Here is a 13,797-nt window from a genome sequence, read left to right as displayed (position 1 = left end):
TTAACACCAAGTTATCTCTAAAAATGCTAAAACTCTCTGGTCATAGCTGTTATTTTCATCAAAACCTGTCTTTTGAGCAGCTCTTTATCTTACTTTTTTAACGCTTCGTCTTTCCCTCTGATCGACCAGCAGGTGCGATCTTTGCCGGCTGACGATAACTTAAAGGTGGCTCAGTGAGATAACGACGATATTTCGGGCTTCCAACTTGTGCTCTTTGACGGCGTAAATATTCCTGCCGTTGTTTAGCATTTACCCGTGAAATACTTTCTGAACCAACACTACCAGCCTGTTCATCAACTGATGAAGCTTTTTTGGAGAAAACACCACCTCGACTTTCACCACGGGATTGCTTCGATGTTGCTGCTCTCTCAGAAGAACTATCCTGCTGTGGCAATGGTAGAAATCTGCGCGAACCGAGTTCAGGAATTACAAGTTTTGGATGAGGCTTCATAACAAGCTGGCTATTATCATTTTTCGGTGTTAACGAAGCAAGATTAGCAACATCTTCAAAAAACTGTACTGAAACCGGCTTATCTGTACCATAGGTAGGAGCGGATAGACCGCACCCTGTTAAAATAAAGCACATGCTCAAAATACTTATTGGCAATATTCTTATTTCACGTTTTTTCACTGCTTATCTCATTTTCCTAAGTATATGATACACTGGTCTTCCCGTGATTTACTGGAGATCTGATCTACACATACCCCCCCTCACGAAAAATGACGGATTTCACTTTTATCATAAAAGACTCTATGCATCAATGACAGAATTTAAACCGTAATAGTGCTCTTTATAACCTCGCATTTCTATTTCTTGGTCTTGAAATCTTAAACCTTGCCAAGCACTTGTAATTCCCGCAACGCTGCCGCATCGCGAGCAGATACATCAGGATAAGCTGGATCACTTCCAACATCTTGTGTATAACGCCAAGATCTAGCACATTTTCTCCCCTGTGCCTTTTCTGGATACACACCAACACCTTCAACATCACTTAGAGTAAAAGCATCCACAGGTGGTACATCCTGTCTCATTGTTAAAGCACTTGTGATACAAATTTCTGCCATATCTAAATTCTCTAACGCCTCTAGTAAAGCTGGATTAGAAATAAAAACAACAGGCGCCGCTTCTAAGGATGAGCCTATGTGTTTGTTGGCGCGTTCAAGCTCTAAAGCACCCGTTACAACTTTACGAACCTGTCGAATTTTTTTCCAACGTTCAGCCAAAGATTCGTTCTGCCATTCCTCTTGTACAGAATAAAACTGTTCTAAATGCACTGATTGGCTTTCTGGATAATACTCCAGCCAAGCTTCTTCCATGGTAAAAGGCAACATAGGAGCAAGCCATGTTACCATGCGCTTAAAAACTTCACGAACAACCTGCAAAGAAGCTTTACGTTTTGGTGATGAAGGAGCATCGCAATAAAGAGAATCTTTACGGATATCAAAATAAAATGCTGATAATTCAGTAATTGAAAAATCTAATAATGCACGCATAATCTTTTTGAAATCAAATTCATCATAAGCGCGATTAATCAATTGATCGAGTTCAAAAAGCCGATGCAATATAAGTTTTTCAAGATCCGGCAATGCACAATGAGGTATTTCTTCTCCTCCATCATGCGCCAATGTCCCAAGCATCCAACGAATTGCATTGCGTAATTTACGATAGGAATCCACATTCGTTTGCAGAATTTTTTTGCCTAAACGTTGATCTTCCCAATAATCCGTCGTCATGACCCAAAGACGAAAAATATCCGCACCAGATGTTTTAATGATCTCTTGTGGAACAACTGTATTGCCTAAGGATTTAGACATTTTCTTGCCATTCTCATCCAAAGTAAAACCGTGTGTGACCACCGTCTTATAAGGAGAACAGGTGCGCGTACCACAGCTTTCCAAAAGAGAAGATTGAAACCATCCTCGATGTTGATCAGACCCTTCAAAATAAACATCAGCAGGCCATTTCAAATCATCCCGATCTTCTAACACAAAACTATGACTTGCTCCAGAATCAAACCAAACATCAAGAATATCATAAACCTGAACCCAAGGCTCATGGGCACGATCCCCTAAAAAACGCTCACGCGCTCCCTCAGAAAACCATGCATCTGCCCCTTCCGCTTCAAAAGCCTGTAAAATACGTTCATTGACGCACTCATCTTTCAGAACGACACCCTCTTCATTGGCAAAAATACAAATAGGAACACCCCAAGAGCGCTGGCGCGAAAGAACCCAATCCGGACGATCTGCTATCATAGAAGCTAAACGGTTTTGACCAGAAGAAGGAACAAAACGCGTCATCGAAACAGCTTCTAAAGCACGGCTACGTAACGTTGATCCATCTCCAAGATCTTTATCCATTGAAATAAACCATTGTGGCGTATTACGAAAAATAACAGGCTTTTTTGAACGCCAACTATGAGGGTAAGAATGTTTTAAACGACCACGTGCAAACAACCGATCCGCTTTAATTAACGCATCAATAACCTCTCTATTGGCATCACCCATTTTTCCATTATCATCAATAACGCGTGCAGCCCCCCCTTCACGATCCGGGCCCAAACCAGGAACATCCTTCGTATAAAAACCAGCATCATCAACAGGAAAGGGGATAGACGAATCAATCCCCACCTGCTCCAATAAAGGCTTATAAGCATTCCAAATTTCAAAATCTTCACGCCCATGGCTTGGCGCTGTATGAACAAAACCTGTACCAGCGCTCTCTGTTACGTGCGAACCATCAAGCAGTGGAATCTGATAATGATATCCTCCAGCCAAACCTTTGAGTGGATGAGAAAGAACAAGCGTTTTAAGTTCATCCGCACAAACACTGCGTAAACGCTTCAAAACAAGTTTTGCTTTTTCTGCACAGCTCAGTGCCAACGCATCGGCAAAAAGAAGTTTTTCTCCAGACTGAGGACCAAAATCATTTTCTGCACTTTCAACTTCATAAACACCATAAGAAATTTGCGACGAATAACTCACCGCACGGTTACCAGGAATGGTCCACGGAGTTGTCGTCCAAATCACGACATAAGCCCCATATAAATCACGAGAATCTGTTTTAAGAACAGGAAACTTAACCCAAATAACCTCTGACTCATGATCGTGATATTCAATCTCTGCCTCTGCCAAAGCTGTACGCTCTACAACAGACCACATCACAGGCTTTGAGCCACGATAAATCTGATCTGACAGAGCAAATTTCATCAACTCGCTAGCAATACGTGCTTCTGCATGAAAAGCCATTGTGGTATAGGGCGTCTTAAAATCTCCAATAACGCCAAGGCGTTTAAATTCTTCACTTTGAACAGTTATCCAATGTTGTGCAAATTCACGGCACTCTTGACGAAACTCATTCAGAGGTACCTCATCTTTATTTTTCCCTTGTGCACGATATTTCTCTTCAATCTTCCATTCTATGGGAAGTCCATGGCAATCCCAACCAGGAACATAATTTGCATTAAAACCGCGCATTTGAAATGAACGAACAATCACATCCTTTAAAACTTTATTCAAAGCATGACCAATATGAATATGCCCATTTGCATAAGGCGGACCATCATGAAGAATGTAAAGTGGGCGGTCTTTTGCTTGTTGACGCAATTGCGTATAAAGTCCCATATTTTCCCACCGCTCTATCAATTCAAGCTCTTTTTGCGGCAACCCTGCACGCATAGGAAAGTTTGTTTGCGGTAAATAAAGAGTTTTCGAATAATCTATTGTTTCATTTTTCACAGTCATTGTGAAATATCCCTGTCCACTTTTACGAATTCATTTTTGCATAACTTCCCTGAACCCTGCAACTCTGGTTTTTATAGGGAAAGCCGAGCTAATCTTTCGTATGAAGCAGTGATCAAGAAGATATATCATTACGCTCTCAGGCTTTATCATGAAACGATCAAGAAAGAAAACCCAAAAATACTCTTCTTAAAAAGACAAAGGCCCCACTATCAGTGGAGCCTCTTGAAAATTCACTCTTATAAAAAATTAGAATTTATAAGCGACACCAACCCTGAAATCATTGGTTTTGTAACTTATTTCGAGTGCTTCATTCGCAAATTTCTTTTTACCAAAATCTGAGTAACGATATTCTGCCCGCACAATAACATTGTCCAGAATTGCAAAATCAACTCCACCAGCAAGAGTATAACCAATCATCGTCTTTTTTTCATCGGTCTTAGAAGAAATGCCGCTTCCATACTCTAATATTGATGTAGTGTCTTGAAGCTGTGTATAAGCAATACCACCTGCAACATAAGGCATAAAGCGATCAGCAGCAAAACCGATACGTACCCGTGTCGCACCAGCCCAATTCTGTTTTAAAGTATGACTTATAGTCAGCTCTTCACCGTTTCGCCCCCAACCAAGTGCTGAAACTCTTTTCTTAATTTGCTCTATACCATACACACTGCTACTGTTTTCATTCACAGCTTGCGTAGCTTGTGCACTGTGGCCACTCCCCCTCTTTCCACCATGGGGATTAGAAGCATGAGGATTGGCAGAACTATGTGGATTAGCAGAAACGCCGTGATGTGCACCACCGTGCGCATGTGAACCGCTACTCACACCATGAGAACCATGTCCACCACTATTCTGCGCACCATGAGAATTAGAACCACTCTTGGCTGACACACCGTTAGATGCTCTTGAAGCTTTATTTACAGAAGATTCTGAACTCCTTCCCAGCTCTTGTAGTTGCTTACTTAGAGAATTTACTTCCTGTTGAGTATGTTGAGTATTTTGTCCTTGTGTAGACGATACTACCGGTTTTGCAGGCGCGGCTGCCGGTTGTGCTGGTGCCGGTTTTGCGGGCGTGGCTGCCGGTTGTGCTGGTGCCGGTTTTGCGGGCGCGGCTGCCGGTTGTGCTGGTGCCGGTTTTGCGGGCGCTGCTGCCGGTTGTGCTGGTGCTGGTTTTGCGGGCGCGGCTGCCGGTTGTGCTGGTGCTGGTTTTGCGGGCGCGGCTGCCGGTTGTGCTGGTGCTGGTTTTGCGGGCGCGGCTGCCGGTTGTGCTGGTGCCGGTTTTGCGGGCGCTGCTGCCGGTTGTGCTGGTGCTGGTTTTGCGGGCGCGGCTGCCGGTTGTGCTGGTGCCGGTTTTGCGGGCGCGGCTGCCGGTTGTGCTGATTCTGACCGTAATTCTGATGATCTGCGAGACCTTGATACTATATCGTCTACCCCATCATTATTAGATGCGCCTAGAGTGATAGACTTTGTGTGCTTTTGACCAGACCATATGAAATCCGTATCGATACCAAAAACGAAGTTATCACCAAGATCAATATTAGAACCTGCATAAATCCCCCCTTCAAAACCTGAAAGCTTAGGGGATAAATCTTTACTTAGCGGTGTGGTTTTGTGCTCGCCAATAATACTCATATCAATACTCATATCCGTTTTACTGGAAAAACCACCAACTTGTCCACCCAAGTAAAAACCCGACCATGTAAAAGTAGGAACAACTAAAGCTGGCGAAGAAACTGGCGTTGACTGATGAGGAATCATCACATCAGCTGCCTGCGTTGTAGAAGCTGAAATTAAAGCAAAAACAGATGCCGTTATTAAACGTTTCGTATTCATAAAATATCTCCAAATATCCAAAACGGATTGTATATAGTGTATCTGTTTTGAAATATCTGTAGCAAAAATGTCACATTCACAAAAAAATAAAAGCCCATCTTTGACAGGATCTTTAGGCAATTAATTTTGTATTAATAGTTGAGCTTTGTGCTTAATTAAAACTTGTAAGCGATACCAAGACGGAAATCATTGGTTTTATAGCTAAATTTTGTCAGTATCCTTCTCGAAGGCATTTTTACCAAAATCTGAATAACGGTATTCTGCACGTAATAAAACATTATCTGTCATAGCAAAATCAACACCTCCACTAAAATGGTATAACCAACAAATGTTTTTGTTTTACTAGCCACTTTAGCAGTAGCAATCTCTGCACCACCATCCGCTTCTGTTGATTTAACCGAATCGATAGTCTCCAACTGTGCATAAGCAATACTACCAGCAACATAAGGCATAATACGATCAGTAGGCTGCAAAACCAAGACGCATCCGCGTAGCACAAGACCATTTTTCTTTATAAGTATAACTGCCCTTGGCTGTATTAGCTGCTACTCTGTTCATTCTGAGAGACCTCTCATTGAAGACGTAGCAATACCTTGCACCTGCGCATAAGCAATACCACTAGCAACATAAGGCATAAAGCGATCAGCAGCTGCAAAACCAATACGTACCCACGTAGCACCAGACCATTTTTCTTTAAAAGTATAACTGCCCTTGGCTGCATTAGCTACTACTCTGTTCATTCTCAGAGATCTCTCAACGACAACATTGTCAGTGTTAGTGTCCATCCCATATGTTTCAGGCTTCGCGTTAGGGTTTGTAACACCTGCATCAGTTTTTTTATTAGGTCCGTGCTAGGAGTCGTAGGAGCATTATCACTAAAAGGAATTGATTTTGTGTCTCCTTGGTCAGTCTAAACTGCATCGGTTTCAACACCTAAAATGATGTTATTTCCAAGATCAAAGTTGAAACCCGCATAAAGACCACCTATGAAACCAGAAGGCTTCGGTGTACCTTCTTTAGTGTAAAGTTTCTTATTTTTCTTCGGATCCGTTATTTCAACCTTACTCGAAAACCCACCAAGCTGGGCACCAAAAAAAATCCTTCCCAAGAGAATGTAGGGGCTGCAACAACTGGTGTGGCTTCATGAGAAATGACGACATCCGTAGCCTATGGCGGCAGAAGTTGAAACCAAAGCGATAATGGAAGTCATCATTAAAGATTTTACATGCATAAATTTTGCTTCTAATTTATTTTTATGAAACATATCCCACAGGACTACGTAAAAAATCTATAGAAAAAATATTACTGTCATAGAAATAAAAGCCCCGTCAAAGACGGAGCCTCTTAGTAATCTCGTTTTGTACGAGTAGTTTAGCTTTGTGCTCAATTAGAACTTGTAAGCGACACCAACACGGAAATCATTGGTTTTATAACTAATTTTGTTAGCATCTTTCACGAAAGCTTTTTTACCGAAATCTGAAAAACGGTATTCCGCACGTAACAAAACATTATCTGTCATAGCGAAATCAACACCCCCGCCAATGGTATAACCAACCATTGTCATCGTTCTATCAGCTTTTTTAGATATCTTTTTACCAGATGCATCTGCTATTGAAAACGTATTAATACCTTGAACCTGTGCATAAGCAATACCGCCAGCAACATAAGGCATGATACGATCAGCAGCTGCATAACCAATACGTACCCGCGTAGCACCAGACCATTTTTCTTTTAAAGTCAAACTGTCCTTGAGCTCGATCTTGTCAGCTGCATCAACTGCTGCCCTGTTCATTCCTACAGTTTGCGAACTCGCAGGTTTATCTTCACTAGGTTTCTTATCATCTGTACCAGGTTTCTTATCATCTGTACCAGGTTTCTTATCATCTGTACCAGGTTTCTTATCATCTGTACCAGGTTTATCAGTTTCAGTATTGCCTGTGTTAGGGGTCGCAGGAGCTCCAAGACTAAAAGAAATTGATTTTGTATCCTTTTGGTCAGCCCAAACTGCATCAGTTTCAACACCTAAAATGAAATTGTTTCCAAGATCAAAGTTGGAACCGGCATAAATACCACCCATGAAACCAGAAGGCTTCGGTGTTTCTTCTTTAGTGAAAATTTTCTCTTTGCCCTGCGGATCCATTAAGTTGACCTTACTCGCAAAACCACCAATCTGAGCACCAATATAAAAGCCTGTCCAAGAAAATGTGGGGGCGGCTACAACAACTGGTGCAGCTTCATGAGGGATGACAACATCAGCAGCCTGTGCAGCAGAAGCTGATGCCAAAGCGATAACGGAAGTCGTTATTAAAGATTTTACATTCATAAATTTTGCTCCTAATTTATTTATGGAGCGTATCATATAGGACTAGATAAAGAAAATCTGTAGCAAAAATATCACTGTCATAGAAATAAAGGCCCCTTTTAGAAACGGGACCCCTTAGAGATTTCTTTTATAGAAAAGATTTTATACTAAAAAGTTTGTAACTTATTGAAATTAAATACGAAATAATATGTGTCGTCTTTACATTCCTTGTTACTAAAATAAAGACTTAACGACTTTCAACATACGCAATAATATGTGTTATGTAGCAATATAGTCACAAAAAACAATCGAAAATCCGCGAAAATACAGAATTTCTTCGTCACTTAATCTTAGAGTACGTTAAAATTTGTAAGCGATACCAACACGGAAATCATTCGTTTTATAGTTAAATTCTGCGTCATCATCTTTGAATTTCTTTTTACCAAAATCTGAGTAACGATATTCCGCACGCAATAAAACATGGTCTGTCACTGAAAAATCAATACCACCACCAAGGGTAAAACCAACCATTGTTTTTGTTTGATCACCTACCGTTCCAGAAACTGTTTTACTTGGTTTATTTTCTGCTGGTTTCTTTGTTCCCGAAACCATAGAGATACCCTGCATCTGTGCATAAGCAATACCACCAGCAAAATAAGGCATAATGCGTTCGGTAGCAGCAAAACCAACACGAACCCGTGTAGAACCAGTCCACTTTTCTTTATAAGTAAAAATATATGATCCGGTATCGCCTGCTACAAATTTTTCGGCATCACTCAATTTAATACCTGCCTCTGTAAAGGCTGCATTAAAATCATCAACATCATCATCCTCAAGCTCTTTTGTAGAGAGTGTTTTTGTATCTCCTCGATCAACCCAAACTGCATCTGTTTCAACCCCTAGAATAAAACCATTCCCAAGATCCATATTGGAACCAACATAAATGCCCCCCATAAAACCTGAAGGTTTCGGAGCATTATCTTTACTGAAAAATTTATTGTTTGTGTCCGTATCAGTTATCTCGACCTTACTTGAAAAATTCCCAACTTGAGCACCAGTATAAAAACCCGTCCAAGAAAATGTAGAGGGAGGAACAATGGAAGGAACACGATAAGATGGTTCTTCATGGGACACAACGATATCAGCAGCCTGTGCCGTAGAAGCTGAAATCAAAGCGATAAGAGAGGTCATCACTAAACATTTTGTATTCATAAATTTTTCTCCTAAATAATGCAATTGCTGCGCAGCCATGCAAAAAATCTATAATAAAATGATACGGTTACACAAAATAGAGGCTCTCTCCAAAGGTAGAACGACTGCATAAATTTGCTGTGCATTCTGTTCTATCAATTATATATACAGACCTTATTGATGTTGTAAGAAGCTTCACTTTTGTCATTGTGAAAAGTTTTCCAAAACAATGCGTAACGATATTTTGCATGCGCTATGAGGGATGTAATCATACAGTTACAGAAAACAACAGAGATTCCATCAAAGACAGAACCCCTGCACAATTTGGCTTACAAATACATTAAAATTTATAAGCTACACCAACGCGAAAATCATTGGTTTTGTAAGAAACTTCATATTTATCTTTTGCGTATTTCTTTTTACCAAAATCTGAGTAACGATATTCTGCACGAACAATAACATTATTGGTCACAGCTAAATCAACACCAGCACCAAGAGTATAGCCAACAAACGTTTTTTTCTCATCAGAGAGGTTACCAGAAACTTTTACTTTACCTGTATCCTTTCCTATTATTGATATTGATGTGATATCTTGAAGCTGTGTGTAGGCGATACCACCAGCAATATAAGGCATAATGCGTTCAGCAGCAAAACCAATCCGTACCCGTGTAGCACCAGCCCATTTTTCCTTAAAAGTATAACTGCTAGAGCGTTTATCACCTGCTTCGATATCGTCATCACCAATCTTAATGCCAGCCTCATTCAAGATCTTAGTCACATATTTTTCTTGATTTGGACCAATCACAAACTCTTTTCCCGTCTTCGTATCACTTTTGTCAGTCCACATAATATCTGTATCGACACCTAAAATAAGACCGTTGCCGAGATCAATATTGGAACCCGCATAAAGACCACCCATAAAACCTGATAATTTAGGTAAAAAATCATTATCTACAGGAATAGTTTTTCCATTACTGAAAATATCCATCTTTGTTTTGCTTGAAAAACCACCAATCTGACCACCAACATAAAAACCCGTCCAAGAAAATGTAGGAGCAACAATAACCGGTGCAACAGGTGTAGGATTAGGGGGAACAATAACATCTGCTGCCTGCGCCGCTGAAGCTGAAACAAAAGCGAAAGCAGAAGCTGTTATTAACCATTTCATATTCATAATTTCTCTCCATAGCTGAATATTTGAACACACAATCCCATATAGAGCCCCCTTTATAGATATCTGTAGTAAAAATGATACACCCATAGAAAAAACAAAGAACTTAACTCCCCTCCCTCCTTTAGCCATTTGATCTATCATGAATGAAAACTTGTAAACTATAGCACTGTAGAAACTAATCCTTTCAATCAAACTCACTGCCGTTCTTTATGTATTTTCTCCAAAGTCTGAACAACATTCTCTATGAAAATGATACGCTGATGGTTATTGTAATAATGAAATATTCTCAAAAAATATACAAACAACATCTTCGAATTTAACTACCAAAATACTCTCTGTAATAGTCTATAATAGGTTGGCCTCTTAGCTTTTTCTTTCAACTAAAAAGAAAGTCCCCTCATTTCTTTTATAATAAAAAAATCTCAAAGTAAGCAAAATCACGAACACTCTAACTCTCTATTGCTCTCATGCCTTTCTTTCCTGTTATCTCAATCAAAATACGCACATTGAAATAACACATTCTCCAACCACAAAACCGGCATCACACCTAAAAACGCAAATAAATACTTGCCTCCCTTTAAGCTATACCCCCTTAATCCCCTCCGCTTACCCAGAGCAAAATGATGCCTCTTAACTGTTATTCTTCGCTTATTAAAAACTCATCGGACCTCTAAACAAACTTGGCCGACCTCCTTTTCTGCCAGATCTTGGACCTTTTCTTTTCGCTGATGAGGATACTGGTACCAACTTAACAGCCTGTTGTTGCTGATCATTATCAAGACAAGAAAACTTCGCTTGAAAAGCTTTAGACAAACTGTAGCTCCCTTGTTCATTTGGAAAAACAGAAGAAGGTATTCCCTCTACTCGCTTTTGAACAGCCTTAAGACTACCTCCCTGAGCTACAGAAATTGAAAAAAAAGTAGCAAAAGTTGTAATAAAATATTTCGGATTCATCAATCTAACTCCTTATAAATATCCATAATGAATTTTACTTAGTGTTATCATTTCAAATTTCCATAAAAAACGATATGCTTAACAGAGAGAAGAAAAAAATCTAAAAGTGGTGTTTGAGAGCAGTTTTATTAAAAAATGCAATTTTTTAAGCTATGGTAATGTAGAAATTGCTGGCTTTGTAATAAATGAAAATATAATCTGCCCACACAAATAGACCATAAAAAAATGGGCATTTATCAATGCCTTTCTCTATCAAGATGTTTCATCTCGCATGTACAATACAAACCCGATAGCATTTGTATAGAAAACTGTCTACGTAATACTGATTACCCCTATTTTCTACTCTCGCCCCTTCCCATGAATTTTTGTAAACCGCACAATAAAAACAAAAGCAGAAAAATTGGCTTCATAAATATATTTTATTGTATAATCTTCAAAAGCAACAGCAGTCTCTCTATTAAAATTATACCATAAAATTTTATCATAAAAAATATGAGAAAACAAAATGCCCATAGTATATGGGCATTTTGTTCTGTAGCATCAATAACTTTTATTATTCCGTTTAAAAATGCATTTCTAAACTGAACCATGCGCGAAGATATCAACCTCTGACCATCCCAAAAGATCAAGTTTTGCCCTCACTGGCAAAAATTGAAAACATGCCTTTGCAACATGTTCGCGCTCTTCACGTCTTAAACGTTCTTCAAAGATATCTCTTAAACGATGCAAATATAAAACATCCGATGCAGCATATTCAATTTGCGCACGTGATAAAGTTTCTGCTGCCCAATCTGAAGATTGCTGCTGTTTAGAAATATTTATATTGAGTAATTCGCTACAAATTTCCTTTAATCCATGACGATCCGTGTAGGTACGTGTGAGTTTCGAAGCAATTTTTGTGCAAAAAACCACCTCAGGCATAACGCCAAATGTATGTGCTAAAATAGCAAGATCAAAACGCCCAAAATGAAATATCTTGGTGATGGCCTTATCTTCAAGTAATTTAACCAAATTGGGAGCACTCTTCTGCCCTTTCGCAATCTGTATAATGTCAGCAGTACCATCTCCAGAAGAAAGCTGAACTACACACAAACGATCTCGGTATGGTTGTAATCCCAGAGTTTCAGTATCAATCGCAACAGAATCTCTTTGATAATTCTCTAAATTTGGTAAATCACCTTGATGGACGCGGATCTCAGTCATTTACCCTCCTATTTGCTAAAGATGCAAGAATACGTGCCCAAGACCGCTGCCCTTTATGAAACGATGTGAGATTATATTTTTCATTAGGTGAATGAATACGATCATCAGACAGAGCAAAGCCAACCAAAAGGCTTTCCATGCCAAGGATTGACTGAAAATCCGCGACAACGGGAATCGAACCACCCATACCTGTTAATACAGCGGAAACTTCCCACTCTTGCGATAAAGCATCCTTTGCTGCCTTGATAAAGGATGAATCACTGGGAAGCTGCATTGCTGGAGAAGAACCGTGGTTCTTAAATGTCACCGTACAGTCAGCAGGTATCGCGCTGCGGACATAATCACGAAAAGCTTGACGTATTTTCTCTGGATCTTGTTTATGGACTAAACGACATGATATTTTTGCACTTGCCTGAGACGCAATAACCGTTTTCATCCCTTCCCCTTCATAGCCTCCACTAATCCCATTCATTTCTGCTGTAGGACGCGCCCAGAGAAGCTCCAAAAGACCGCGTCCTTTTTCCCCAAAAGGAATGGAAAGTCCTATAGGACCAAGAAAGCTGTCAGCACTACAATCAAGCGCATTCCAAGATTGCAAAATATGTGCAGGCGTTTCTTCTACGCCATCATAAAAACCAGGAATTGTGACCCTATTATTTTCATCATGAAGCCCTGCTAAAATCTTCGTTAAAATACGAATGGGATTGGCGGCTACACCTCCAAAAGCACCAGAATGCAAATCACGATTAGCTGCTGTAATGGTGATCTCTTCTGCCATAATACCCCGAAGAGAAAGAGCAATAGAGGGTGTCTTTGCATCCCACATCGACGTATCACAAACCAATGCGCAATCAGCTTTAAGTTCATCTTTATTTGCTCTTAAAAAAGGTGCAAGAGAAGGAGACGCACTTTCTTCTTCACCTTCACATAAAATAGTAACTTTAACAGGAAGCTGTCCTGTTTCTTTCTTATAAGCACGACATGCCTCAATAAATGTCATAACTTGACCTTTGTCATCTGAAGCTCCACGAGCACAAATAACTTTCTTTCCATCCCGCTCTTTTAAAGAAGGTGCAAATGGATCATCTTCCCATAAATTTAGCGGATCAACAGGTTGAACATCATAATGTCCGTAAAACAAAACATGTAAACAATCATCTGAAGGCCCTGGATGATGCCCAACAACCACGGGATGCCCCGGTGTATCTCGACGTGAAGCCTCAAAACCTATCGTTTTTAAATCTTCTACCAGCCAGTCAGCTGCTTTACGACACTCATCCTTATAAGCCGAATCCGTTGAAATCGATTGAAAACGTAAAAGAGAAAAAAGGCGTTCAAGGCTCTTTTCTATATTATCATCAATATGTGTTAGTACTTTATTCAGCATAAAAAAACC

The 13,797-nt window shown here is 39.9% G+C and carries 12 protein-coding genes and 1 pseudogene; all 13 read right to left on the bottom strand.

All coding sequences use genetic code 11. The features are described 5' to 3' along the window. Window positions 1-97: 97 nt before the first annotated feature. The gene (locus tag LNM86_RS01520) at window positions 98-631 is read right to left on the bottom strand and encodes a hypothetical protein (protein WP_241438148.1); all 534 of its coding nucleotides are present in this window, start codon (window positions 629-631) and stop codon (window positions 98-100) included. A gap of 197 nt (window positions 632-828) precedes the next feature. Next, the gene (gene ileS / locus LNM86_RS01515; RefSeq protein ID WP_241438147.1) at window positions 829-3,744 is read right to left on the bottom strand and encodes an isoleucine--tRNA ligase; all 2,916 of its coding nucleotides are present in this window, start codon (window positions 3,742-3,744) and stop codon (window positions 829-831) included. A 246-nt stretch (window positions 3,745-3,990) separates the two neighbouring features. Continuing rightward, window positions 3,991-5,577: an outer membrane protein gene (locus LNM86_RS01510; protein ID WP_241438146.1), complete on the bottom strand. Its 1,587-nt coding sequence runs from the start codon at window positions 5,575-5,577 to the stop codon at window positions 3,991-3,993. A 155-nt stretch (window positions 5,578-5,732) separates the two neighbouring features. After that, a pseudogene (locus LNM86_RS01505) lies at window positions 5,733-6,102 on the bottom strand (outer membrane protein); the annotation flags it as partial. A 29-nt stretch (window positions 6,103-6,131) separates the two neighbouring features. Beyond that, window positions 6,132-6,317: a hypothetical protein gene (locus tag LNM86_RS01500; RefSeq protein WP_372712443.1), complete on the bottom strand. Its 186-nt coding sequence runs from the start codon at window positions 6,315-6,317 to the stop codon at window positions 6,132-6,134. 170 nt (window positions 6,318-6,487) lie between these two features. Beyond that, complete coding sequence (locus LNM86_RS01495) at window positions 6,488-6,685, bottom strand: hypothetical protein (protein WP_241438145.1); 198 nt, start codon at window positions 6,683-6,685, stop codon at window positions 6,488-6,490. 279 nt (window positions 6,686-6,964) lie between these two features. Further along, window positions 6,965-7,900, bottom strand: coding sequence for an outer membrane protein (locus LNM86_RS01490; protein WP_241438872.1), 936 nt, complete (start codon window positions 7,898-7,900; stop codon window positions 6,965-6,967). Between the two features lie 339 nt (window positions 7,901-8,239). Continuing rightward, window positions 8,240-9,091, bottom strand: a complete 852-nt coding sequence (locus LNM86_RS01485) for an outer membrane protein (RefSeq protein ID WP_241438144.1) — start codon at window positions 9,089-9,091, stop codon at window positions 8,240-8,242. A 319-nt stretch (window positions 9,092-9,410) separates the two neighbouring features. Further along, window positions 9,411-10,244 carry an outer membrane protein gene (locus tag LNM86_RS01480; protein ID WP_241438143.1) on the bottom strand — a complete coding sequence of 278 codons (834 nt, stop codon included), beginning with the start codon at window positions 10,242-10,244 and terminating at the stop codon, window positions 9,411-9,413. Between the two features lie 651 nt (window positions 10,245-10,895). Further along, window positions 10,896-11,198, bottom strand: a complete 303-nt coding sequence (locus tag LNM86_RS01475; protein WP_241438142.1) for a hypothetical protein — start codon at window positions 11,196-11,198, stop codon at window positions 10,896-10,898. A gap of 339 nt (window positions 11,199-11,537) precedes the next feature. After that, window positions 11,538-11,711 (bottom strand): hypothetical protein, encoded by a 174-nt coding sequence (locus LNM86_RS01470; protein ID WP_241438141.1) that lies wholly within the window; start codon window positions 11,709-11,711, stop codon window positions 11,538-11,540. A 63-nt stretch (window positions 11,712-11,774) separates the two neighbouring features. Beyond that, a complete protein-coding gene (locus LNM86_RS01465; protein ID WP_241438140.1) occupies window positions 11,775-12,401 on the bottom strand; it encodes a ribonuclease D in 627 nt (208 codons plus the stop codon). Beyond that, entirely contained in the window at window positions 12,394-13,788 is a 1,395-nt protein-coding gene (locus LNM86_RS01460) for a dipeptidase (RefSeq protein WP_241438139.1), read from the bottom strand. The genes LNM86_RS01465 and LNM86_RS01460 overlap by 8 nt, the downstream gene beginning before the upstream one ends. Window positions 13,789-13,797: the final 9 nt, after the last annotated feature.

This window comes from Bartonella machadoae (genome assembly GCF_022559585.1).
Taxonomy (GTDB): Bacteria; Pseudomonadota; Alphaproteobacteria; order Rhizobiales; family Rhizobiaceae; genus Bartonella; species Bartonella machadoae.
The sequence above is the reverse complement of the archived record's forward strand: the minus strand, read 5'-3'. Positions and strand labels throughout refer to the sequence as shown.

Coding starts and splice junctions, on each gene's coding strand:
- LNM86_RS01475 (WP_241438142.1), bottom strand. CDS start 11,198: ATGAATCCGAAATATTTTATTACAACTTTTGCTACTTTTTTTTCAATT.
- ileS (WP_241438147.1), bottom strand. CDS start 3,744: ATGACTGTGAAAAATGAAACAATAGATTATTCGAAAACTCTTTATTTA.
- LNM86_RS01510 (WP_241438146.1), bottom strand. CDS start 5,577: ATGAATACGAAACGTTTAATAACGGCATCTGTTTTTGCTTTAATTTCA.
- LNM86_RS01465 (WP_241438140.1), bottom strand. CDS start 12,401: ATGACTGAGATCCGCGTCCATCAAGGTGATTTACCAAATTTAGAGAAT.
- LNM86_RS01485 (WP_241438144.1), bottom strand. CDS start 9,091: ATGAATACAAAATGTTTAGTGATGACCTCTCTTATCGCTTTGATTTCA.
- LNM86_RS01500 (WP_372712443.1), bottom strand. CDS start 6,317: ATGAACAGAGTAGTAGCTAATGCAGCCAAGGGCAGTTATACTTTTAAA.
- LNM86_RS01490 (WP_241438872.1), bottom strand. CDS start 7,900: ATGAATGTAAAATCTTTAATAACGACTTCCGTTATCGCTTTGGCATCA.
- LNM86_RS01460 (WP_241438139.1), bottom strand. CDS start 13,788: ATGCTGAATAAAGTACTAACACATATTGATGATAATATAGAAAAGAGC.
- LNM86_RS01480 (WP_241438143.1), bottom strand. CDS start 10,244: ATGAATATGAAATGGTTAATAACAGCTTCTGCTTTCGCTTTTGTTTCA.
- LNM86_RS01470 (WP_241438141.1), bottom strand. CDS start 11,711: ATGGGCATTTTGTTTTCTCATATTTTTTATGATAAAATTTTATGGTAT.